The organism is Sphingomonas sp. LH128, assembly GCF_000293195.2.
Classification (GTDB): domain Bacteria; phylum Pseudomonadota; class Alphaproteobacteria; order Sphingomonadales; family Sphingomonadaceae; genus Novosphingobium; species Novosphingobium resinovorum_A.
Map to the genome: position 1 here is coordinate 18,821 of NZ_ALVC01000003.1, position 20,344 is coordinate 39,164.

Annotated in this window: 22 protein-coding genes; 9 read left to right on the plus strand and 13 right to left on the minus strand. The window is 61.7% G+C overall.

From position 1 onward, the window contains the following. Positions 1–10: 10 nt before the first annotated feature. The 6 genes from LH128_RS00375 to LH128_RS00400 all read right to left on the minus strand — a co-directional run bounded on the left by LH128_RS00375 (position 11) and on the right by LH128_RS00400 (position 4,519). Positions 11–1,360 carry a TraB/VirB10 family protein gene (locus LH128_RS00375; RefSeq protein WP_008827573.1) on the minus strand — a complete coding sequence of 450 codons (1,350 nt, stop codon included), beginning with the start codon at positions 1,358–1,360 and terminating at the stop codon, positions 11–13. After that, positions 1,357–2,133, minus strand: a complete 777-nt coding sequence (locus LH128_RS00380; RefSeq protein WP_008827574.1) for a type-F conjugative transfer system secretin TraK — start codon at positions 2,131–2,133, stop codon at positions 1,357–1,359. Before LH128_RS00380 ends, LH128_RS00375 begins: the two co-directional genes overlap by 4 nt. A gap of 46 nt (positions 2,134–2,179) precedes the next feature. Further along, on the minus strand, positions 2,180–2,815 hold the full coding sequence (locus LH128_RS00385; RefSeq protein ID WP_008827575.1) for a TraE/TraK family type IV conjugative transfer system protein: 636 nt from the start codon (positions 2,813–2,815) through the stop codon (positions 2,180–2,182). Between the two features lie 5 nt (positions 2,816–2,820). Continuing rightward, the gene (locus tag LH128_RS00390) at positions 2,821–3,087 is read right to left on the minus strand and encodes a type IV conjugative transfer system protein TraL (RefSeq protein WP_008827576.1); all 267 of its coding nucleotides are present in this window, start codon (positions 3,085–3,087) and stop codon (positions 2,821–2,823) included. Between the two features lie 132 nt (positions 3,088–3,219). Next, positions 3,220–3,534, minus strand: a complete 315-nt coding sequence (locus LH128_RS34005; RefSeq protein WP_202196458.1) for a hypothetical protein — start codon at positions 3,532–3,534, stop codon at positions 3,220–3,222. Between the two features lie 196 nt (positions 3,535–3,730). Then, complete coding sequence (locus LH128_RS00400; protein WP_083910012.1) at positions 3,731–4,519, minus strand: DsbC family protein; 789 nt, start codon at positions 4,517–4,519, stop codon at positions 3,731–3,733. A 284-nt stretch (positions 4,520–4,803) separates the two neighbouring features. Between LH128_RS00400 and LH128_RS32905 the strand changes: the two genes are divergently transcribed. Together LH128_RS32905 and LH128_RS00405 are read left to right on the plus strand one after the other, a co-directional pair. Then, the gene (locus LH128_RS32905) at positions 4,804–4,992 is read left to right on the plus strand and encodes a hypothetical protein (RefSeq protein ID WP_172704849.1); all 189 of its coding nucleotides are present in this window, start codon (positions 4,804–4,806) and stop codon (positions 4,990–4,992) included. Positions 4,993–5,033: 41 nt separating this feature from the next. Further along, the gene (locus tag LH128_RS00405) at positions 5,034–5,411 is read left to right on the plus strand and encodes a hypothetical protein (RefSeq protein WP_327195003.1); all 378 of its coding nucleotides are present in this window, start codon (positions 5,034–5,036) and stop codon (positions 5,409–5,411) included. Positions 5,412–5,500: 89 nt separating this feature from the next. On the opposite strand, the gene LH128_RS32910 is transcribed toward LH128_RS00405, so the two are convergent. Then, complete coding sequence (locus LH128_RS32910) at positions 5,501–5,947, minus strand: hypothetical protein (RefSeq protein ID WP_172704850.1); 447 nt, start codon at positions 5,945–5,947, stop codon at positions 5,501–5,503. 33 nt (positions 5,948–5,980) lie between these two features. Here LH128_RS32910 and LH128_RS31680 point away from each other — a divergent pair, with 33 nt between their 5' ends. From LH128_RS31680 to LH128_RS00420, 4 genes are all read left to right on the plus strand, one after another. Next, the gene (locus tag LH128_RS31680; protein ID WP_008827582.1) at positions 5,981–6,616 is read left to right on the plus strand and encodes a GntR family transcriptional regulator; all 636 of its coding nucleotides are present in this window, start codon (positions 5,981–5,983) and stop codon (positions 6,614–6,616) included. A 159-nt stretch (positions 6,617–6,775) separates the two neighbouring features. Further along, on the plus strand, positions 6,776–6,910 hold the full coding sequence (locus LH128_RS32915) for a benenodin family lasso peptide (protein WP_172704851.1): 135 nt from the start codon (positions 6,776–6,778) through the stop codon (positions 6,908–6,910). A gap of 62 nt (positions 6,911–6,972) precedes the next feature. Beyond that, positions 6,973–7,659, plus strand: coding sequence for a lasso peptide biosynthesis B2 protein (locus tag LH128_RS00415; protein ID WP_008827583.1), 687 nt, complete (start codon positions 6,973–6,975; stop codon positions 7,657–7,659). Then, complete coding sequence (locus LH128_RS00420) at positions 7,656–9,353, plus strand: asparagine synthase-related protein (protein WP_083910014.1); 1,698 nt, start codon at positions 7,656–7,658, stop codon at positions 9,351–9,353. The genes LH128_RS00415 and LH128_RS00420 overlap by 4 nt, the downstream gene beginning before the upstream one ends. Here the strand turns inward: LH128_RS00420 and LH128_RS00425 are convergent. The 4 genes from LH128_RS00425 to LH128_RS00440 form a co-directional block, all read right to left on the minus strand. After that, positions 9,341–11,374 (minus strand): Atxe2 family lasso peptide isopeptidase, encoded by a 2,034-nt coding sequence (locus LH128_RS00425; protein ID WP_008827585.1) that lies wholly within the window; start codon positions 11,372–11,374, stop codon positions 9,341–9,343. The two genes, LH128_RS00420 and LH128_RS00425, sit on opposite strands and share 13 nt — an antisense overlap. A 47-nt stretch (positions 11,375–11,421) precedes the next feature. After that, positions 11,422–13,902 (minus strand): TonB-dependent receptor plug domain-containing protein, encoded by a 2,481-nt coding sequence (locus LH128_RS00430; protein WP_327195004.1) that lies wholly within the window; start codon positions 13,900–13,902, stop codon positions 11,422–11,424. Between the two features lie 154 nt (positions 13,903–14,056). Then, complete coding sequence (locus LH128_RS00435) at positions 14,057–15,076, minus strand: FecR family protein (RefSeq protein ID WP_008827587.1); 1,020 nt, start codon at positions 15,074–15,076, stop codon at positions 14,057–14,059. Beyond that, positions 15,073–15,624: an RNA polymerase sigma factor gene (locus LH128_RS00440; protein ID WP_008827588.1), complete on the minus strand. Its 552-nt coding sequence runs from the start codon at positions 15,622–15,624 to the stop codon at positions 15,073–15,075. Before LH128_RS00440 ends, LH128_RS00435 begins: the two co-directional genes overlap by 4 nt. A gap of 740 nt (positions 15,625–16,364) precedes the next feature. On the opposite strand from LH128_RS00440, the gene LH128_RS00445 reads away from it, so the two are divergent. Together LH128_RS00445 and LH128_RS00450 are read left to right on the plus strand one after the other, a co-directional pair. Then, positions 16,365–17,264 carry an AbiV family abortive infection protein gene (locus tag LH128_RS00445; RefSeq protein ID WP_008827589.1) on the plus strand — a complete coding sequence of 300 codons (900 nt, stop codon included), beginning with the start codon at positions 16,365–16,367 and terminating at the stop codon, positions 17,262–17,264. Further along, on the plus strand, positions 17,231–17,860 hold the full coding sequence (locus LH128_RS00450; protein WP_008827590.1) for a hypothetical protein: 630 nt from the start codon (positions 17,231–17,233) through the stop codon (positions 17,858–17,860). Before LH128_RS00445 ends, LH128_RS00450 begins: the two co-directional genes overlap by 34 nt. A 21-nt stretch (positions 17,861–17,881) precedes the next feature. Here LH128_RS00450 and LH128_RS00455 read toward each other — a convergent pair whose 3' ends face one another. Continuing rightward, positions 17,882–18,214 carry a hypothetical protein gene (locus LH128_RS00455; protein WP_172704852.1) on the minus strand — a complete coding sequence of 111 codons (333 nt, stop codon included), beginning with the start codon at positions 18,212–18,214 and terminating at the stop codon, positions 17,882–17,884. Between the two features lie 188 nt (positions 18,215–18,402). Here LH128_RS00455 and LH128_RS00460 point away from each other — a divergent pair, with 188 nt between their 5' ends. Then, the gene (locus tag LH128_RS00460; protein WP_037516786.1) at positions 18,403–19,323 is read left to right on the plus strand and encodes a hypothetical protein; all 921 of its coding nucleotides are present in this window, start codon (positions 18,403–18,405) and stop codon (positions 19,321–19,323) included. Positions 19,324–19,374: 51 nt separating this feature from the next. Here the strand turns inward: LH128_RS00460 and LH128_RS31075 are convergent, their stop codons facing one another. After that, the gene (locus LH128_RS31075) at positions 19,375–20,316 is read right to left on the minus strand and encodes a hypothetical protein (protein WP_008827593.1); all 942 of its coding nucleotides are present in this window, start codon (positions 20,314–20,316) and stop codon (positions 19,375–19,377) included. Between the last annotated feature and the right edge of the window lie 28 nt (positions 20,317–20,344).

Sequence of the window (20,344 nt, forward strand, 5' to 3'; positions counted from 1 at the left end):
TTGGCGAGGGTCAGAATTTGGCGGCGGCGCCGGGCTTGATCTCGAGGGTCACGCCCTCCTGGATCACCACGACGACGTCCTTGGCGGCGCCGACTTCGACGATTGGCCCCGCCTGCCGGGCGAGATCGAGGTAGAAGTCGGTGAGTTTGTCGGATGACTTGGACAGTCCCCCGGCGATGCCGGTCTTGGCGGCGTCCGCGGCATCGAGCGTGCGTACCGAGCCCAGCGCGGAGGTCGACGTGCTGCCGAACGTACTTTCGACCGATTGCGAAATGCCGCTGATGGTGCCGGCGATGAAGGCACGGGCGAGCGTCGCGCCGGCGCGGGTCACCACCTTGCCCGACAGGCCTTTCTTGCCGTCGGTATCGACGAAGAAGCCCTTGACCGGCTGATCGACCACCGAATGCTCGTCGAAGTCGACGCAGGACAGCGAGACGAGTTGGATTTCCACCCGCTCCTTGGCGAGGCTGCCGGTGGCGTTGCCGATGACGAAGCAGCCGGCAAGGTTCGCCTTGACCTCATTGGGCAGGACTGCGGGCGCCTGGACCCTTGCGATGATCGGCTCGGGATTGCTCGTGGCGTCCCGGCTTGCCAGCGCGTCGATCCCGGTCAGGAGCCGCGCCTTCATGAAACCAGGCGGCAAATAGATCGTCCGATTCTTTTTTTTGGACGACGCCGAGCCATCGGCGGTCCCCTGTGGGCCGCCGGCACCGATGACCGCGCCGGTCGCCGAGCCGATCGCACCAACCGTCTTCTCGACCGGCGGGGCGGGCGGCGCCGCGGATACCGAGGGCCCCGTCGGCGGTGCGGGCAATCTGTCGGCGTCTGCGGAAATGTCGCCGGTCTCGGGCGGATAGGGCAGGGCCGGAACGGTATCCGGGAGTGCGGGCGGCAGATCGCCATCGCTGCTCTGGTTACCCGCAGCCGATTTGCTGCCGGGAACCACCTTGCCTTCCTCGATGGCGCTCACCCGGTCTCCGAGCAGCTGCTGGCCGTCGAGCACTTTCTTGAGATCGCCGCGCAGCTTCACCTCGAGGCTGTCGCCGCGCAGCCCCGCGCCCATGTTGAGCGAGGCGGCGGGATCGGCGCTTTTCACCTCTTCCTTGCGCCCGGAGGCCATGTAGAGCGCGAAACCGAGCGCACCGACTGCGACGGCGACCGCGAACTGCCGCGCGCGCAGCTTCTGCTTCGCGGACAGCCGGTCCCACCTGGCCTTCCAGTCGGGCAGGCCAAGGAATGCGCCAATCCCGGCACGGGCCAGCGCATCCTCGCCTTCGCGCGCCGACTGTTCGGCCAGGTGCGCCTGGTAGACCGAGCGCGGCTCAGAGGTTCCCGTGGCCTTGTCGTCCGCGCCGTTCATTGAACCGCTCCCCGGCGCACGACCACGAGGCGGGCGGCTTCTCCGGCGGCGAGGCGCACACGATCGAGGGTGATCGCGAAGATACGCTCGCCGAGACCGGCATCGACCAGTTTGCGCTCGTCGAGCACGATGGGCGCGCCGGCCTGCAGCCGATATTCCGAGGCGGACAGCCCGGTGCCTTCGATGGCGATCCGGCGCTGCTCGGTGAGCGAAAGGGCGGGCAGCGATGAAAGCCGTACCGCCACGCCCGATGGCGCGACTTCGCTGAAGGTCGCCGGGACATGATCGTCGAGGAGCGCCATCGTCACCGAAACCGCGCGGTCCTCGTCGGCGAGCGCGGCGAGCAGATCGCTGTTGGCCTGTGCGCGCTGGCGGGCGCCGGGTACAAGCAGCACGGTCTGCGCCGGGATCTCGGCGGGCTCGCCATAGAGCGGGTACGTCGCGCCGTTGCAGGTGACGAAGAATTCTGCAGGCTGGGTCACATAGGTCCGCGTGACCTGGCCGCCGTCGTCGACCTCGCGCGTCAGGAACTTTATCCAGGCGTCCGCGCCGCCCTTCTCGACAGCGAGACCCTTTTCGGCCGAGAACTTGACGTCCTCGATCTCGCCGCCCTCGCACACGACATGATTGATGTCGCGGTTGGAGAGACGGATATGGCTGGTCTGGTCCGGCAGTGCCTGGATGCTCTGGGCCGATGCCGGAGCGGGCACGATGAGCGAGGAAACCAGGGCAAGCACTGCTCGAAAGCACGCGCTGTGGCCCAGGTGCGTCATGTCTCTATGCGAGCCTGCGGCCATGGCTGGCCGCCGTGACATCGCGTCAGCGTGTTTCGGCATCGAACTGTTCCTCGGAAAGACGGGTCAGCCAGAAGCGGCCATTCTCGATCCGGTAACCGATCCGCAGAACGCCCCGGAATTTGCGGATCACCCCGCCGATGACGCGGACCTTCTCCACCGGCACGAGGATCTCATGGGGCGTCCAGCGGACAGGCTGGTCACCCCGGATGTAAGTGGCGATCGACAGCGTCGGATTATCGGCCAGTTCGTCGAGCACGCCGTTCAGGCTGTCGCGCATCGCGCCGTAGGCGGACGGATGGACGAGTCCGAGCAGCTCCTGGAACTGGCGGTCGGCCGAATAGGCCGACCAGGTTCCCGACAGCGCGACGATGTTGCGCGTCATCGCGACTAGGTAGGCTTCGGACGGCTTGCTGCCCGAGACGTAGAGATCGCCGGTAGCGCCGAAGGGCACGACCACGGTGCGCGCGTTCTGGTTGGTCGTGTAGATGACCGCTCCCAGCACCACCGTGACGCCGAACAAGCCGGCCACCGCGACCTTGAGCAGCCGGTTCTCCTCGAAAAGGTTGGCCGAGCCCTGCAGATAACGATGAATGCCGAAACTCGCCGGTTTGCCCAGCAACGGGTCTTCGGCCGCTTGCCCGCGTGAGAGAATACCCATCGCGTCTACTCGAAGAAGCGGGTCTGCGTCGGACCCGGATAGTGAGGAAAGGAGACCAGGCCCCAGCGCCAGGCGAGGTGGGACAGATAGCCCCTGGGCTTGCTTCGCTTCCACGGGATGAAAAGGAGAAGGGCGGCGATGAGCGCCCAGCCGACAAATCCGCCCACGATCGCAGCCACGAAAACACTCGAGGTCGCGAGCAGGAACTCGTCCGATCCGAACCACAGGATCTGAACCGGCCGATGCAGATATTGCGGAAGGCGCTCGTCCATGTGCCCTTCTCCTCCTGCTTCATGACACCTTGCGAAGGTGTCGGTTTCCGGGGACCGACCATCGGCCCCCAGCACGGTACCGGCGCGGGACGGACCTGGCCGGTCGGCCAGGCGCGCGCCGCGCGCAGCGTCTCAGACGACCATCCCGAACGTCTGCAGGATCGAGTCCGCCTTGATCAGGCAGACAGCCGCGACGATGGTCGGGATGCCGATCATGATGTTCGAGAAGAGGCGCGAGACGCCGAACAGGAAGGCGGCGACGCCGCCCACGAAGCCCAGCGGCCCCTTCACGCCCTTGTTCACGACGATATCGTAGATGTCGTAGCCGAGATCGCCCTGGGCCGGTGCCGAGAAGGCATGGGCCGGGCCGGCGATCAGGGCCATCACGCCCAAAGGGAGGCCGATATTCGCAGCCGTGAGAGCCTTTTTACCGAATGTACGCATCATGGCATTGCTCCAAAGAGGAGCCGTCCGGACATTCGCCTGCCGGCATCGACGAGGATCGGTGTCGGCCGGGGCGTCGGTGGACGGCTCCATGAGCCCGCCGCCGCCGGCATCCTGGTTCATCCGCCCGGCCGGGATCGGCCGGACTGGATGCCCTCCGGAAAAGAGATCGTCGCTTCGCGCGGCGGTGCGTCTGAACTCAGCGCGGCGCATCGGTCGCGGCCTTCGCCAGCGCGGGCTTCGCGTGCCGGCCGAGGAACGCCTCGAGCTCGGCCTGCTGGAAGCCCGAGATGAGCTTGCCGTCCGCAATGAGGGTCGGCGTTCCCGAGACGCCCACTCTGGCAACCAGTTCGGCATCGGCGGCGACCTTGTTGCGGCCCGCCGCGCATTGGCGCAGAACCGGCGGGGTCTGGCCCGAATAGGCGGCCTTGAAGGCTGCCTCGCGATCGGGCGAGCACAGAATATGCTCCGCCTTGGCGGCAGCGGCCGGATGAATGCCGCTCACGAAGAAGATGAGCCGCCGGACCGGCTTGCCTTCGGCAAGCTTGGAGTTCCAGTAGCGGTCGAGGGCCTGGCAGTAGGGGCAATCGGGATCGGTGAATTCGATCACCGTCGGCGCATCGACCGGCCCGATCGCCAGCGCCTTGGCAGGATCAATCGCCTTCAGGCGCCGGCTCGCGCCTTGTTCCTGGGCGAGCGCCGTCAGGTTCACGCCATTGCGATCGTAGACCGTGGCGAACAGCAGGTGTTCGCTCTGCGGCGCGAAATAGATGATCTTGCCGCCCGCGGAGGCTTCGTAGATCGGCCCCTTGACGGGCGCGGGGCCGAAGTCTTCGAAGCGCAGGTTGGTGAAGGTCTGGTGGAGCTGCCGCTCGGCTTCAGCCTGCGCATCTCCCAGCAGATCGCGTTTCGTCGGATTTCGTGCCGCGACTTCGGACTGGTTTGATGCCTGATCCTGCTCACGGGGATAGGCCGAGCCAGGCGACATGAGCGCCAGCGCTGCGATACCAGCCGCGCCAAGAAACAAGGCAGGCCGCTTCGGCCACGATGGGGACGCGATCGAGTCTTCCCGCCGCTTCGCGGCGTGTCCGGCCCTGGCCCCAAGATGCATTCTGGCAGTCATCGCCAATTCACGAGGATCGTGGAACATCGACACATGCCTCCTTCTTCCGGCGCGCAGCGGTAGCGCGACGGGTTTTGTCATGCGGTTCGGGCTGGGAGCGTGGATAAGGGCTGCGCTCGCCGTCACCATGATGATCGGATGGATGAAGGATGATGCGAGCAATTCGCCGCGGCAATGGGCAGGGCACTGAGATACCGGATCGGAAATACAGTACCGCAATCGGCAGCCCATTGCCGGATATGGTGCTTTCTCCGGCTGTTTTTGCCGTCTTGTCTGTGGAAGCGCAGGCCGAGGCGCATGGCTTCGTGACCGAATCAGGCGAGGGAGTGACGGTGTGAGGACCTCCAGGAGCTACAAGCTGCAACTCTCGGGGAAAGGCGTGGATGCGTTCCTTGCCTGCCACTGCCGGCTTGCGCGCCTGACGCGCGAGTTCATTCCCTACGGGCTGACGCTTTACGTCGCCATGAGCATACTCGACTCCAGCGATCCGGCCGATATCGCGGCCGAACTGGAATCGCCCGATTGTGCAGTGCTGGGCGGGACATCAACGCGTTTTGTCGGGGCGACAACCCGGCTTGCCGAACTTGTGGAACGTACAGGCAAGCGTCTTGCCGAGAGTGGGCAATACGGTCGTCCAATTGCGACATGGCGTCTTTACAATGCGGGGCTCAGTCTACTCCTGAGCCTGGACGACGCCGAGTTGCAGGCGATCTACGAAAGTGCCTCGGCGATCATTCCGGCAAAAAGAGCGCGGTAAAGCGACAATAAGGCCTTCGATTTCGGATTGAATACTTTCATCATGAAAGCATTACTGTTTGACCCTTGGCGTTATCAACAACATCCTTCTCATACGGGCTGCGCGTGGGAGCTTGAGCCATTGGCAAGGGAGACCTGGTCATGCCGCTTCGGGCGATACCCAACGCACGCGATCCTTCCGTACTCGAGGCGATCAAGCAGATGTCGGGGAGGCGCATCGAAATGAAACGACGAACCGAGAAGATCACCCAGGAGCGGTTTGCCGCACAGGTCGGGATCGGCGCGCGCTGGCTGCGCGAGATCGAGGCCGGCAACCCCAAGTCCCGGCTCGACGACCATTTCCGCTGCGCTCATGCACTGGGACTTTCGACCGGGCATCTCATCATTCCGCTGCTTTTCATGGAACACCAGCGGGTATTTCCGCATGGCCTGCTCGAAGGGGATATCTCGAAAATCGAAACCGTGTGCATCGATGCGATCGCCCGGCACAATCTCGATATGCTTTCGTTTCAACTCCTCGCCCGCGATGCCGATCATCTCCCCAGCAACCGGGAGGGCGACTGAACGACGATGTCGCCGGGAGCCCGCCAGCATGAAGCGGTCTACGTTCAGCTCAAGCAGGTTCTGCTTTCCCGCAGCTACGTCGCGGATCGCGAACTATCGGTGACGCAGCTTGCAGCAGACATGGGAACCAGTGTTTCACCCGTTCGCGATGCGCTGCACCGGCTTTACGGAGAAGGGCTGCTCGCGATGGGCGAGCATCGCGGATTTCGTGTCATGGTCTGGAGCGAAGCGGCCTTGCGCGATTGTTACACATGGCACGGACATTTAATCCGCATGGCGGTCAAAGCCCGGAAATCCAGACGGCTCGATGATCCGGCAGTCCTCAGAACTTCTGCTATCGACTGTAGCGCGCCCGCCCGGATCGTCGAAAGCGCCGAAGCCCTGTTTCTGCGTATCGCGGAGAGCTCGGGATCGAACGAACTTGCCGCCGCGGTCAAAAACGCCGGTGAGCGGCTCCGGGTGGTACGACTCGTCGAGACGGAGCGCTGGTCCGACTGCGGTGATGAATTGCTTGCCGCCAATACATTGGCGAGATCCGGAACTGGACGAGCTCTTCGCGAGGCTCTGTGGAACTATCACCGCCGGCGAATTCGTGCCGTCAGAGGACTATGCGAAGCAGTCAGGAAATCCGTACCCTGCTGATTTGCGTCAGTAAGATCGCCGGCAGGGTAGTAAAACCTGGATCACAATCGAGGACCACGCGAATACTTTCATGCTGAAAGCGTATGGTGCTGAATATATCGGCTCCCAGCCATAGCCTTTGTGGGCCACGAACCGCGTGGCAAACAGAAGGAGGCAAATATGGAACGCGAACATGAAGCCGCCGACAACGGTGTGATCGAACTGGGGATCGCCAGCGAGATCACACAAGGGTCCGGGGTCCAGCGGATCGACAATCCGCAAGGCCAGCCCCTGATCGGCATGCTCGACGACTGAGCACAGATGGCCTGGCTCGCGGCGCCGCCGCGAGCCAGGCTTTTCTTTGGGGGGAAGAAGACATGCCGTTCATTGCGCCTCGCACCGGAGTGGGCCTGTGCGATTACGAGGATCGGTTCCTTGCCCTCGACATCGATCGCGATCGTTATTTCGAGCTCAAGCCGGAGCTTACGGAACTGGTCCGCAGGTGGCTCGAAGGATTCGAGCTCACATTCTCGCAAACGGAGGCGTTGACGAAATCCGGCCTTTTCGGCGTTTCGCAAACCGCCGGGCTCCGTCATGACCATGATCGCCGGTTGGCTGAACGCGCCATCGTCGGCACGGAGGCGCCCGTCGAAATCGGAGTTCGCTTCGTACTCGATTATGCCCGTGCGCTCGTCTGGCTTGCTTTCTTTCACTGGAGCATGCGGCGGCGCAGTCTGCGTTTCCTGCTAAAGATCGCGAACGCGCGAGCGCAATATCGAGCGCAAGGTACGGCGCGCATTCCGCGTACCTTTCCCCCAGGTCTGATGATCTGCCTCTCGGCATTCAGCCGTGCCTCACTGCTCTTCCCTCGCACATCACGTTGCCTGCCCGACGCACTGGCGTTGCAACGCCTTGCCTCGCGGCACACCGCTTACTCGAAAATCGTTTTCGGGGTGCAAGCCGACCCGTTCCAGGCGCACTGCTGGGTCCAGTTGGACAAGGTCGTGCTGGGTCAGGGCCTAGACGTCGTGGCGGGCTTCCGCCCTATCCTGACATCGCCATGAACACGGCGTTCTCGATCCTGGCGGATGTCACTGCCGAGCGGGATCAGGATGGGTCTGCCGGAAATGCTCTTTGCCGGAGGCTGGTGCATAGTGCGGACCTGAAAATCCAACTCCTGTGCCATGGTGACGTCGTCATCATCGGCGATGCATTTCCCGCTGCACGGAGCCCGTCTGTCGCTGCGTACGAAGGCAGCGGCAGCGATCCGCTTGATTTCCTGGCCGCCTTCGCCGGTGCCTATTGGGGGCGATACGTCGGTCTTGCCCGCAATCCGGAGACGGGCGAACTGGCAATCTATCGCGATCCATCGGGCATGGTGCCGTGCTACTATGGCCATTCTGAGAGACGTGTCTCGATCGCGACGGACGCGGTGCCTATATGCACGCAATTGGGCATCCGACCGGCGATCGATTGGTCAAGTGTTGCAAATCATCTTCTCGCCCCCGATCGGCGGCAAAGCAGGACCTGCCTTGACGGCATCAAGGAGGTTCTCCCAGGCGAACTCGTACGTATCGGGCGCGATGGCGCGCGCCGGGAACTCATCTGGAAACCGGCGGATTACGCGGGGCGCAACTTGGAAACCTGTTTCGGCGTTGCTGCCAGCCTTATCGAGACGTCATTGGCCCAGGTAGTCGCGGTGTGGAGCCAGCGATATCCGCATCCACTCGTTGCCGTTTCTGGCGGCTTCGATTCGTCCTCGATCGCTGCGCTGGCAGCGCAATCGGGACCGATCGACCTTCTGGTGTATTTCGCGCAGTCCCCGCAAGCGGATGAGCGGAAGTACGCCGGGCAGGTCGCAAGGCATCTGGGCCTCGAACTTCACGCCGAGTTCTGTGATCCCCGGCATGTACAGGTGCGCCGAAACCTCTCGGCCGGGCGTCCGCGCCCATCAGCCAGGGCTTTCACACAAGTGTTCGACCGGCATGCCGAGATGCACGGCGAAGCGCTTGGCGGCACCGCGCATTTCAACGGCGGCGGCGGGGACAACGTGTTCGGGAAACTCCATTCGGCCTACCCTCTGGCCGATCGCTATTTGCATGAAGGACTGACCCGAGATCTCCGACGCACGGCGACCGACATATGCGGCGCGACTGGTGCCTCGCTGCCGTCGGTCCTGCGGCAGGCATTGGCGGCTGTGTCGGGCCGGTTGCCCGGCAAGGCATGGCCGGGCGCCACCGAACTGTTGTCGCGCAGGGCGATCGACATGCGTGACGACAGCTTGCATCCCTGGCTCGATACGGAAACCCCTCTTTGGCCAGCGCAAAAGCAGCTCATCAGGAATATCGCGCGTGCGACGGCAGGCACTGATCACCTCCATATCGAGGGCGCTTTGCCGACAATCTATCCTTTGCTTTCGCAGCCACTCGTCGAATTGTGCCTGTCTCTTCCGACCTGGTTCTGGTTCGAGGGTGGCCGCGATCGCGCCGTCGCCCGCGCTGCCATGAAGCCTCACCTTCCCGCCGAAATCCTGGAGCGCAAGCTCAAAGGGGCTTTTGACGGACTGGTATATCAGATCGTCGATCTCAATCGCGCCGCTATACTGGAGGATCTGAAGAACGGGGTCCTGGCGAGCCAGGGCCTCATTGACCTGGAAGCCGTAGGTTCGGTTATGGGCGGGAATGGGAGCAACGATGTGAACGCCATACGAACCCTCCATCTTCATGAGGTGGAGATTTGGTGCCGTCACTGGTGCTGAAGGTGCTCTCTGAGCCAGGCGAGATTGCGGTTGTAGACGGCGGATCGATGGGCCGGATGAAGTTTCACATGCCCCTCATCCGGGTACACGTACATCTCGATCGGCCACCCTTTGCGGTGAAGGTCGCGGTATGTCGCAAGTCCCATCCTGAATTCGCTCGATGCGGCCTGAACAAGGATGGGAACCTTTCTCGCATCCGGCGCGTCGACTATGGAATTTGTGCGCCAGAACTCCGGCATGGCATCGCGCGTCCCGGGGTAGCCCATCGCGACATAGAATTCGTCGAGTGCCGGTCCGCTGGCTTCCTGCGCGGGCTCGCTCTCGCAGCACGTGCTGAGGATAGCAGCCGAGAACAGCGACGAATTGGCAAGGGCAAAGGTCGCCGTCACCGCGCCGTCGCTCTGCCCGGTGATGGCGATCCTGTCTGGATCGATGATGCCCTCTCGGTCCAGCTGGGTGATTACTCGCTCGAGCGAAGAGAGATTGCTTCTGCGATCAGCAAAATTCTCGTTGTTGCGGGCGTAGAACTCCTCGTCTGTTCTTGGATGGCTCGTCAACCCGAACCACGTCGGCCTGTTGAAGCTGAGCACCGCGAGGCCTTGCCCCGCCATCGCCTGGATCGGGTATTCGTCGCCGGTGCCGCCGCGCAGGAATCCACGCGATTCATACTGGACGACGACAAGAGGAAGGCGTGTTCCCGGCTTCCAGCCCGGAGGCAGGACGAGATCGGCGAATGTCGTCAGCCCGAAGGCATTCTGCCAGGTGAGCCTCTGGATACTTCCCAATCGCAGCGTCGAAAACGCCGGGTTCGGGTCGAACACATCGCGGCGCTTGCCCGTACTCGTGTCCAGTTCGACCACTGTTCGCGGCCGGCTGGACGTCTCCTGCGCGCAAACGAGGTCCACGCCCCTCGAAGCGCATCCGAATAGCGCGTCCGACGTTTCCAGCAGGCGTACAGGTGCCTCTTTGCCAAGCCCCCAGGAATAGAATTCCGTACGGCTGTCCGCTGGCCCCGAGCGACGCTGGAAGATAAGCCTCCTCCCGTCCAATGCCCACCACAGACCGGTGACAGCCGTGCAGGCTGCAAAGGGGCATGTGCTCTCTGCGGCCCCATGAGATTTGAACCTGATCTCGGCCACAGCGTCGAGCGCGTCACTGCGCGGCACGATCCAGGCAACGAGCCCGCCTTCCTTGGCGATCGCAGCCGCGAGAGCACCACTGGGCCAGATGCGCGATGGATGGAGCGTTCGCGCATCCTGCTGCGACAACGCGGCCGCTCCGCCGCTTTCGATATCCCAGGCGCTGTCGACGACCGGAATGTTCGAAGGGGGCATCGGTCTGTCGGCTGATAATGGCCAGAACCGCTGGTCGTAGCGATAGCCATCCTTGCCTTCCGCAGCGATTGCGGATCGGGCGGTGATCAAACCAGGCTGGCTGGAATAGAGCAGACGCCGTCCGTCGTCAGACAGGGCCATCTCGAGAATGTCCACCGCGCTCGTCAGCACGCGGTTGGAGCGCCGGTCCACGCGATCGTAAATCCAGATTTCGGAATGGTCGGTGAAGGTCTTGGTGTAGGCGAGCCATCTGCCATCGGGCGACCATCGAAGCAGTGCCGGCTTCGGGATGCCCAGCGGAAGATCGGTCATTCCGTAGCGAGTTGAGCTGGCGGCGACGATCTCGCCTCCGGTATCGATCACCGTAGGAGTGTAAGAGGCATCCAGCTCAACGAGCACGATCGCTGTGCAATACCGATCATTCGCGGCGTCAGCCTGGCGAAGTTGCAGTGCAGCCGTATTGCCCTTCGCCGACAGGCTGAAGGGTGCCGGTGCGCTGCCCAGGCCGATGGCGCCGAAATCCCGCAGATCAAGAAGGTCTTTCGCGGTAACGGTGCGACCCGTTGAGGGCTTCGGGGAATCGAGTGCCAAAGTGCAGGGCGCGACCTCGCGCGATTTTGCATGCGCCGGAGCACCGGCGCACACCATGAGAGCGCAGCCGAAGCGCGTGATTGCTTGCAGGTTCATGGGTGAGTCCAATCGAGAACCGCAGCGGCGCTCGCCGCTGCAGAGTCTTACCAGTCCTTGGAAATCGTCAAGCTGACGAAGCGTCCGACCGGTGAGGCATTGGTCGAATCGTAGTTGACGTAATAGCTGTAGCCGCCGCTCGGTGCCGCGTATGGCGGATGCCTGTCGAAGGCGTTCTGAACATTGACCTGAAATCCAAGCCCGCTCAGTGGGCCTTGTCCTTGCGGTATCTTGTATCCCGCCGACAGGTCGACGGTGGTCAGCGCCGCGACCCATGCCGCCGGATCCTGCCTGTTGTCGGAAAGCCCGGATTGATGGCTGACGTAGGCGCCGACGGTCAGTCTCCGGTCAGACCAGGCCACGCTTCCCCGCGCCCGGAAGCGCGGCGGATTGAAGACTGTGCCTGCAAGCGCGATCTTCGCAGAATCCCCGGTGAAGTTCTGGTTGGACCAAAGCCAGGCGCCACTTGCTGCAAACGTCACCGACGACGTCCCGTTGACAGGCAGTCGGTAATCGACGGCGAGATCTACACCCTCGATCGTTTGGTGCGCTGCGTTCGTATATCGACTATTGATGATGGCAACGATCTTGGAAGGATCGTACTCGCCCGCGAAGTTGTAGAAATGCAGGGCATTGGACAGTACGTCTTCGATGTCGGCGAGGGTGGGCGAGTAATTGACAACCGGATCGTACGCCGGATCGCTGAGTGCCGTGAACATAGCGGCACCGGAGACCGGCTGGATTATGCGGTCGCGGTATCCGATGTGGAAATAGCCGATGGAAGCGTGAAGTTGGTCGATCACGCGAGGGTGAATGTCTATCGTCGCTGACCATGTGTCGGCACGTTCCGGCTTGAGGTCGCTATTGCCGCCGTAGTCCGTAAGCACAGTCGATCCCGCCGGGAAGCGCTCGCCTCCCATATAGCTGGTCGGATCGAGGTAGGCGCTGCGGTATTGGTAGCGCTGGTCGAGCGTGGGTGCCTTGAACGACTTGCCCCAACTGAGCTTGACGCTGAAATCGGGGGAAGGGCCATAAATCAGCCCAAGCTTGGGCACCGCAACGGAAGCCATGTGAGGATAGTGTTCGTACCGCAGCGCTGCACTCAGGATCAATCGTTCGCCCCATGGGGATGCGTCCACCGGCAGAAGGACCGGCATCCTGAATTCCGAGAACCCGTAATAGCTGTCGATCGAGCCGCCATACCGAAATTGGGCGGACGAGGGCGAATAGTCGTAGCTATTATACCGATAGCCTGCGCCTACTACGACATCGACAGCGTGAGGACCGAAACCGGTGATAGCTCCGGCGACATACCCTTCCGGGTTGACGACCTCGTTTTTGTAGTAGCCGGTAGACCGGGAGGCGACATCGTCATTTAAGAGCGTGGTCTGATCGTAGTTCAGCTTGCTTTTGCCGTATGTGACCGAGGCATGGGCATCCCATCCGGCCCCGAGGTCGATACGAACAGACGGGGTCGCGGAATAGGAGGTCACATCGGGCCGGTTCTGATAGGCCACGCCGTAGTCAGTGACCTGCGACATGAAGGATTGCCGGTTGCTGTATGCGGCGTCGATGGAAAACTCCGCCGTCGAGGAAATAGCCTGATGCGCGCTGGCGACGATGCTGTCCTGGTTGACGCGGGGATAGAGCGTCCCGCCATTGGGCATGTCTGCCGTATACTCGCGATCATCCGAGTAAATGGCGCTGTTGGCCTGATGGCTGTAGGCCAGTGTCACGCCGCCGCTCGCCCAGGTTTTGCCTGCGACGCCGGAAAACTGCTTCGTGAAATCGCCGCCATCGGTCGCTCCGCCCACCGTGGTGGTCAGATTTGCGCCGTCGTAATCCCGCTTGAGAACGACGTTTATCACCCCGCCGACCGCGTCCGAGCCGTAGATCGCCGATGCGCCATCGGCGACGACATCGATCCTCTCGACCCCCGCCAGCGGCACCGCGCTTATATCGACGGCCTGGACGAATGACCCGTATGACAAGCGATGTCCGTTCAGCAGTACCAGCGTCGCGTCTCCGCCCAGGCCGCGCAGGTTCGGCATCGAACTCGCATCCATGTTCTGATTGGCGATGCCATTGGCGCCGGGCGATACACCGGGGTTCTGCCCACCGCTGAAGTTCTGCGGCAGGGCACGTATCGCCTCGCCGAGATCGACCTGCCCAGCCGCACGGATGTCCGATGCCTGCAGCCTGATGGTCGGCGACGCACTGTCCTGCGACTTGATATGCGTTCCCGTGACGACGATTTCATCGTCGTTTCCCGCCAACGCCGGGCTGCCGATGGCGCGTATGATGAGCGCTCCGTCGATCACCTCTGCCGTCAGCCGCGTGCCGTGCAGCACTCGCTTCGCGGCATCGGCCGGTAGGAAGCGCCCTTTCAGTGGCTTGGCGAGTTTGTCCTGTAGCGGATCGGCCGGTGCCGAAAATTCAAGGCCGCTCTGGCGAGCAATTGCTCGCAGCGTCTCCGTCAAGGATTGAGCGGGCAGGTCTAAAGCCACCGCCCGATCGGCTTGAGCCATCACGGGCACGCCAGTTGCCAACGCGCAAGAACCGACACCTACAAGAAAGCTGCAACGAAGCGCTCGCATTCTATCCCCCAATGTCCAGATGGCGCACCCAATGGCGGCCATGTGGAGCTAGACGGGAGAAATTTCGCAGCGAGCGGCGCCGACGTCATTTCTTGAGAATTATGCGTTCTGCTCCTCGAGACTCCAGCGTCAGTCCCAGAGCGCGGGAAAGATGCTTGGCGACGCTCTGCGGATTACGGATGTGCAGTTCCGCGCTGACGCGCATCTCGGCGACATCGGGCGAAGCTGCGATCAGCTTGACGTTCGAATAGAGGTTAACCTCTGCAAGGATGGCGCCAATGGTTTCATTGTCATAGCTTTTCACGCCTGTGATCCATTGCTCGTCATTGACCGGTGCCGGCTCTACTGTCGCAGTCCCGCTTTGCAGGACGGCCGCAGAATAGCGGATTCGCTGCCCGGGATTAAGATAGCGCGTTGTCCCGGCAGGGCCCTTTTTTGTCCCACTGCACGGCGGCGTGACGGCGACATGGCCCGTGTACAGAACAACGTCCATCTGGCAGCGGCTCCGTCGTTCGACACTGAACCGGGTACCGAGTGCAGTGGTGGTGCCTTCTTCCGTCGTAACGATAAATGGACGGGAGCGATCATGGGCAACGGAGAAAATGGCACGGCCGTGATCGAGCGCGATATCGCGACGGTCACTGCGGAACGAGACCGTCAGCCGACTATCGGAATCGAGCGTCACGATCGATCCGTCTGTCAGTGTGACATTCCGAACCTCGCCTGTCCTTGTGGTGAGAACGAGCGAACCTTCGCCGCTCTGGGGCTCAGACGAGGCAAGCTGCTCAGCATCCGCATGTCGGCGCAGGTTCTGTCCCGAAACGATGTGCGCCCCGAAAAGGAGGATGGCCGCTACAGAGGCCGCGATCGCAACCCTGCTCAGCAGTTTGGCACGTCGATGCTTCTGCCGCGCGCGTACGGTTCTGGCTGCGGGGTCAATCGTGCCTGCCAGTGCGGCTTCCACGATGTCGAATTCCCGGCGGTGCTCCGGGTCCTGGGCACACCAGCGCATCGCCGCGGCGTGCAATGCCGGGCTTTCCTGACTTTCCAGCACCCAGCGCCGGGCCTGCTGCTTGATGGTAAGCGGGGGATCAGTCTGGGTCATCGGCCTTCCATGCACTCCATCAGATGGTCCAGCGTCTTGAAGACCCTACGTTTGACGGCCCATTCGCTGAGCCCCTTCGTTCGTCCGATCTCGCGAAAACTATAGCCCTCCACGCGGTTGAGCAAAAACATTTCCCGATCGAGCGGATCGAGCATCTCAAGTATGTTTGCGATTGCGGCGACGTCGGTTCGCGCCTCAAGGACACGAAGCGGATCGAAAGGAGTGGGAAGCTCGGCTGCCTCGGAGAGCGGACTCTTGAGCGTGCTTACACGGTTTGAGGATAGATCCGCATGGTCTCGCAGCAGGTTGATCGCGATGCGACGCAAATAGGCTTGCGGCGTTCGGAGGATCGTCGCGGTGCCGCTCCTGAGGAAGCGGAGAAAGGTTTCCTGCGCGAGTTCATCCGCTTCTGCGCGGCAAACTGAGTTACGATGGAAATAGCGGACCAGCCACCGACGTTCCTCGCGGTAGAAGCACGCGAATTCGTCGGTCGTCGCGCGATCGATCCGATCCGTGGTGTCGTTGCCGGCGTGGATGTCATTGGCCATGGTAGCCACCATGGCGCGTACCATCAAAGCACGGTGAAAGCGGAGCGCAACGCGCTAACCCGCCTGCCGGCATTCTACTCACACCTGATTGTCGTCGAGTCCCCATCCGTCGCACCTATGTCCACTCGGGGCGACGGCCGAAGCCGGATGTTGGAAACCTGCCTGTCGGTCAGGCGCATGCGCCTTTACCGTTGCCGGTTGGACATACGCACATGCCACCCGGCCGTAAAACCGACCGAGTTTCGACAGGATTGAGGTTTCCACGCCCCGCTCCCGGCTTTCACGGGAGCAGGTCCATTTGCACATGGAAGGGGCAAGGAGGCAAGCGGGAATTGACACGGTATGTATCGAACACCGTTTCGCGTCGAGGGGGTCGCTTGGCCCGGGGTATGATATGCAGGTGACCTCTTCCTGGTCCCGGGCCAACGAGGTGAGAATTGTGTGCGCCTTGTTGACGGGGTTGGGTGACCAAGTTTGCAGGGCCGCCACTTGAAGTTGAGAACCGGAGGCTACCGACGGGGAGTGTCCATACGGTGTCCCGAAAAATGCGGTAGTTCGTATAAAGCGTCCGGCGGTGCAGCGTCTCGTATAGCTCCACGGGACGAAAATACTTGCCGGTGACGATCTGAAGCATAGCTACCTGCGTGCCATAAATGCTTGTGGATGATCGACAATCTAGAGCAAACTGCGACTTGCCTCTATCGCTTTATTTGGTTGGATGACTGAGACAGAGGAGCGTTATGATCCACGGTCGAGAGACATGCCTTGCCCATGCGGCAGAACTGGTGGAGGCCGCCGCGAAGCTGCTTGAGGGTAACGCTCATCCCCATCTGTCCTATCACCTGAGCCTTCTGGCGCTTGAGGAAATCGGCAAAGGCACAATGATTGCGGCGCGCGCTGTTGTTGGCGACAGCCGCGATAGCGACTGGATGGATAAATGGCTCTCCAGCCATAAGCGGAAACTTCAATGGGCTGTCTGGTCGCCAATGCGGCAAATCGATCCTGCCGATTTTGAGGAAGCACGGAAGTTTGCCGAGAGCGTCCATGCGCGACGGCTGGCATCACTTTATGTCGATCCCGATGCAGACATGGCTGATCTGCCGCCGCGTGATAATGTGACGGTCGAGGACGCGGAGTCCGTTCTTGGTCTTGCGCGTTCCCGTCTGGAACTGGAGAAAGCGCATGGCACGCCGACCGGCGAAACGGACGAGGTCCTTGAATGGTATCTGGCAGCCGTCGACGATCCGGAGGCGGCCAAGCGCCTCTTCAGCAAGTCGTTTCTGACAAAAGATGAGGAATTGTCCGGCGACACCAGAGCATGGGTGATGTGGGCGAGAGGCGAATTTGAACGCATTGAGGCTGAATCGGCGGCGCTGCTGTCGCTAGAATTGAACCGGGCGGCACCCTCAGTTGAAAATGCCGGGCCGCGCTGGCAGGCCCAGTCCGCCATTTACACGCCGTCGCACTCGCTCCGACCCAAAATCCTGAACTACTGGAATGACCGTATCGATATCGTGAAGCTGCTATGGACGGGCAAGAAGGACCAGTTCCTCATGGATATCACCTGCCTGATGCGGTCGCAGTCGATCAGGTCCATGGAAAAGCCGTGTCGCTGGCAAAGCTGGTGCTGGCCTGCCTGAATATGGGCAGCATCGGTTACTTCTGGTTCCAACCGCCCGGCTTCGAGACAGAGTTGTTCCGCCAGTTCAAGGATTTCGAGAACCCGAAGTCGAAACTTCAGTTCGGGCAGGCCGGAAGCTTCTGGGGAACAGGCCGTGCGGTCGCATTGGAAGAACTCCATATGCAGCATGCCGTGGAGTGCATGTTGGCCTATGTATCCTTATCGGGAGATGAAGCGGAACCCGTCTTCAGGCCCTATTTCGACGGGCTGGCATTCATAGCCAAGTCTGATGTCTACTATTCGCTGGATGAGCTGGCCAGCAGCGCTTTCGTGAGCGCGCTTGCGGGCGCGTTGCACAGCTTCGGGAGCTGGGACGGCAAGCCAGACACATTCGAGCCTACGTTGCATCAGGCGTTTAAACCCTTCATGCCGGAACATGAGCATCGCAACATGGTGTTCGATTCACTAAAAGCGAGGCAAAAAGACGGCTCTTCGCTGGAGAACCTGCGCACGGCAAAGCAAATGGCTGATCTGTATCTGATCCATATCGCAAAATCGCGGTGGCAGCCCCCCCTCGAGGCAAGATTACCTAAGGGCAGAGATACGACTGCCTAGCCGTGGATGGCCTGCTGCCGGTTATTGTACTGTTGCCTCCTTAAGCTCCTCGTCGCCGGTCAAACGCATGATCATCGTCTGCGAGCTCAGTACCGGGGTTCCGACTGAATACGAGACGAGCTGGCCATCCTCGAAAGTGTGCTGCGTCGCCCCTTGGAATGCCTCCAGCGGCAGTTGGAACTTAGCGCGAGGGTTGTGGAAAACCTGCAGTTCATCGCACCAGCGTTCACCGTAATCGGCGACGACCTCCTCAGTGAAGGGAGTGCCCATGACCGCGTTCGGGTCCGGGTCGAGGCGAAAACCGATGCGAAGGTAGCGGTGGTCGTCAGGTGCATACCCGGCATCGACGCCCATGCGGTCGAACTTGGCTAGCGTGCCTGCATTCAAGAAGACCACCGCTGATTTTGATTTGCTTGTGGTGGTGAACCATGAAGATCTGACCGATGTCGCGGAGTTTTGGGAGAAGACCGAAAACCGCCTGATTGCGGATCTGTCGGAAGGAACTCGGCTTCGTACGTTGGCGTCTCCAATTTTTCACAGCCTTGCAGGTCAGCCGTTTCACGTATGTACCGCAACGCTTCGGCATCGATGCGCCGCGCCCGGAGGTCGACCTGACCAGGGGGACCATCGATCTGTCCGGGCCGACCAAGTCGATCGGCCTGCACTTGGAATTCCCGAGCGGGAGGAGGATATCCCGGCCAGGCACGCTTGTTTCGGCTTTCGACGGCCGCCGCCGCGCCTGGCGTATCACCAGCGGGGGTTTCGATCTGGTCGTAAGGCAGAAAGGCGGCCTGGAGGCAGAGGCGAGGCTGGACCACGCCAAACCCTACGATCTGGAAGACATGTCCATGTTCGCCCATCTGCGTGCCGCCGCGCGCGGGGCGCAGGTGATGGTGGAGATCGATCTGGGCGAGGAACGCAAGGAACTTGGCATTATCTGTAGCGGCAATGCCGAAGCGGAAATCGCCTGGGTCTGGTTCGCGCATCAGCTGGATGCGCTTGCCGCTCTGGTGCGCCATGCAGGCGCGCCGATGCCGGTCCTGTCCATTGCGACCATGCGCTCTGCCTTCCCCGAGCTCAAGGTCCTCATGGCCTTTGGCGGCGTCTGTTTACTGCGTCTCGACTTCGAGATCGAGCCGGGGCCCGATGAGAAGTATGACCTTATGCTGGCTTACGCGACGACGCGGATCGCGGACAAGGTCTACGCCGTGGTCGCCCGCTGGCCCATCGTGCGCGACGAAACCGGCGATAGCAGTCGGCAGATCAGCATCGCACCGGCGACGATCACTTATGCCGCGGTAGTCGCCGCACGGTCCTGGGATCCGCAGGTCCTCGAAAGGGCCTATCGCCGCGAACGCGAACGGTTGTCAGGACAGCATAGCGTTTTCGAGGCCGGCGATCTTGTCGAACTCGCCTATGCCAGCGGCAACACCTCTTCGCTCAAGTGTGCCCTGCCGCGATGACATGAATGCGGTTCTGTATTGCCCCTTTCCACTCCCGCGTTACTACTGCGCTCAATCGTCATCGCCAGATCCCCTGCGGAACGACCAGGTCGGCGGACGGGTGCGCTCGTCGTCCGTCAGGTAGTCGACCCCGTTCAGCTCGCTTTCGATATGGCGGACCATGATCTCGAAGAGTTGCAGCGCTCGCCTAACCAGCCCGAAGTTCACGACCTCGCGCACCGTTCCGTCTTCCGAGCGGCCATTGCGATGCACACAGTCATGGCGCAGCGGCACCATGGCGAGCATGGAGGGCATTATTGTCGGGTCCTCGAAAATACTGAAGCCGAACCCGACGTTGTAGATCCCATCCACCTTCATGAGGTTATGGAAGCTGATTGCAGTGATCGTCCGGGCGACGGTCTTCCTGACGATGTCAGGGTCGGCATGAATGTCCGCCAGCGAGACCTTGATGCCCTTGAGTTCCGTCACTCCGGCCAGAAGCCGCGTCAGCACTGAAGAATCCCTCACTGCCCGGCTGAGCAGGGTGTCGGAGAGATACGCCTCCAGGGCAGCGAATATCTGGATGAACGCCATGCGGGACAACGTGTCCTGAAAGAACTCGGCGTGCGGAGATTCCAGGACCTCGCGTACATCGGCGAGCGTCGCATCGAAACTGTCGTAGGCGGCATCTTCCGGCAGTCTCCATTGCGCATCGCCGGCATCTTCGAACTCTCCTGTCCAGAAGGCCTTGCCAGCTTTCACCTCAGAATCGGGAGCTTCGACCAGTTGCACGGATATGCGCTGGTTGAGGTTGCGCACCAGCATGGAATGGGAGTGGAGGCAGTTGCCGCAGAAATAGACATGCCGGTACTCTTGCACAACTGCGGTGTCCGTCTCCTCGTCCACTGCCGGTGCTGGCACGGGTATCGTGTTCTTTTCCGGTGCCTTGCAGATGGGGCAGGTGAACTCGATAAACGCCGCGAATTCGGGAGCACAGTCGTTGGGATCGGGCACGGACAAACCACTCCTTGAGGCCAAAGCC

Excerpts from the sequence above, each read along its gene's own strand:
- LH128_RS34005 (WP_202196458.1), bottom strand. The coding sequence starts at position 3,534 with ATGATGCGTACATTCGGTAAAAAGGCTCTCACGGCTGCGAATATCGGC.
- LH128_RS00440 (WP_008827588.1), bottom strand. The coding sequence starts at position 15,624 with ATGGCCAATGACATCCACGCCGGCAACGACACCACGGATCGGATCGAT.
- LH128_RS00380 (WP_008827574.1), bottom strand. The coding sequence starts at position 2,133 with ATGACGCACCTGGGCCACAGCGCGTGCTTTCGAGCAGTGCTTGCCCTG.
- LH128_RS32905 (WP_172704849.1), top strand. The coding sequence starts at position 4,804 with ATGATGCGAGCAATTCGCCGCGGCAATGGGCAGGGCACTGAGATACCG.
- LH128_RS00445 (WP_008827589.1), top strand. The coding sequence starts at position 16,365 with ATGATCCACGGTCGAGAGACATGCCTTGCCCATGCGGCAGAACTGGTG.
- LH128_RS00385 (WP_008827575.1), bottom strand. The coding sequence starts at position 2,815 with ATGGGTATTCTCTCACGCGGGCAAGCGGCCGAAGACCCGTTGCTGGGC.
- LH128_RS00435 (WP_008827587.1), bottom strand. The coding sequence starts at position 15,076 with ATGACCCAGACTGATCCCCCGCTTACCATCAAGCAGCAGGCCCGGCGC.
- LH128_RS31680 (WP_008827582.1), top strand. The coding sequence starts at position 5,981 with ATGTCGCCGGGAGCCCGCCAGCATGAAGCGGTCTACGTTCAGCTCAAG.
- LH128_RS00400 (WP_083910012.1), bottom strand. The coding sequence starts at position 4,519 with ATGTCGCCTGGCTCGGCCTATCCCCGTGAGCAGGATCAGGCATCAAAC.
- LH128_RS00415 (WP_008827583.1), top strand. The coding sequence starts at position 6,973 with ATGCCGTTCATTGCGCCTCGCACCGGAGTGGGCCTGTGCGATTACGAG.
- LH128_RS00425 (WP_008827585.1), bottom strand. The coding sequence starts at position 11,374 with ATGAACCTGCAAGCAATCACGCGCTTCGGCTGCGCTCTCATGGTGTGC.
- LH128_RS00430 (WP_327195004.1), bottom strand. The coding sequence starts at position 13,902 with ATGGCTCAAGCCGATCGGGCGGTGGCTTTAGACCTGCCCGCTCAATCC.
- LH128_RS00390 (WP_008827576.1), bottom strand. The coding sequence starts at position 3,087 with ATGGACGAGCGCCTTCCGCAATATCTGCATCGGCCGGTTCAGATCCTG.
- LH128_RS32915 (WP_172704851.1), top strand. The coding sequence starts at position 6,776 with ATGGAACGCGAACATGAAGCCGCCGACAACGGTGTGATCGAACTGGGG.
- LH128_RS00455 (WP_172704852.1), bottom strand. The coding sequence starts at position 18,214 with ATGGGCGTCGATGCCGGGTATGCACCTGACGACCACCGCTACCTTCGC.
- LH128_RS32910 (WP_172704850.1), bottom strand. The coding sequence starts at position 5,947 with ATGATCGGCATCGCGGGCGAGGAGTTGAAACGAAAGCATATCGAGATT.
- LH128_RS00375 (WP_008827573.1), bottom strand. The coding sequence starts at position 1,360 with ATGAACGGCGCGGACGACAAGGCCACGGGAACCTCTGAGCCGCGCTCG.
- LH128_RS00420 (WP_083910014.1), top strand. The coding sequence starts at position 7,656 with ATGAACACGGCGTTCTCGATCCTGGCGGATGTCACTGCCGAGCGGGAT.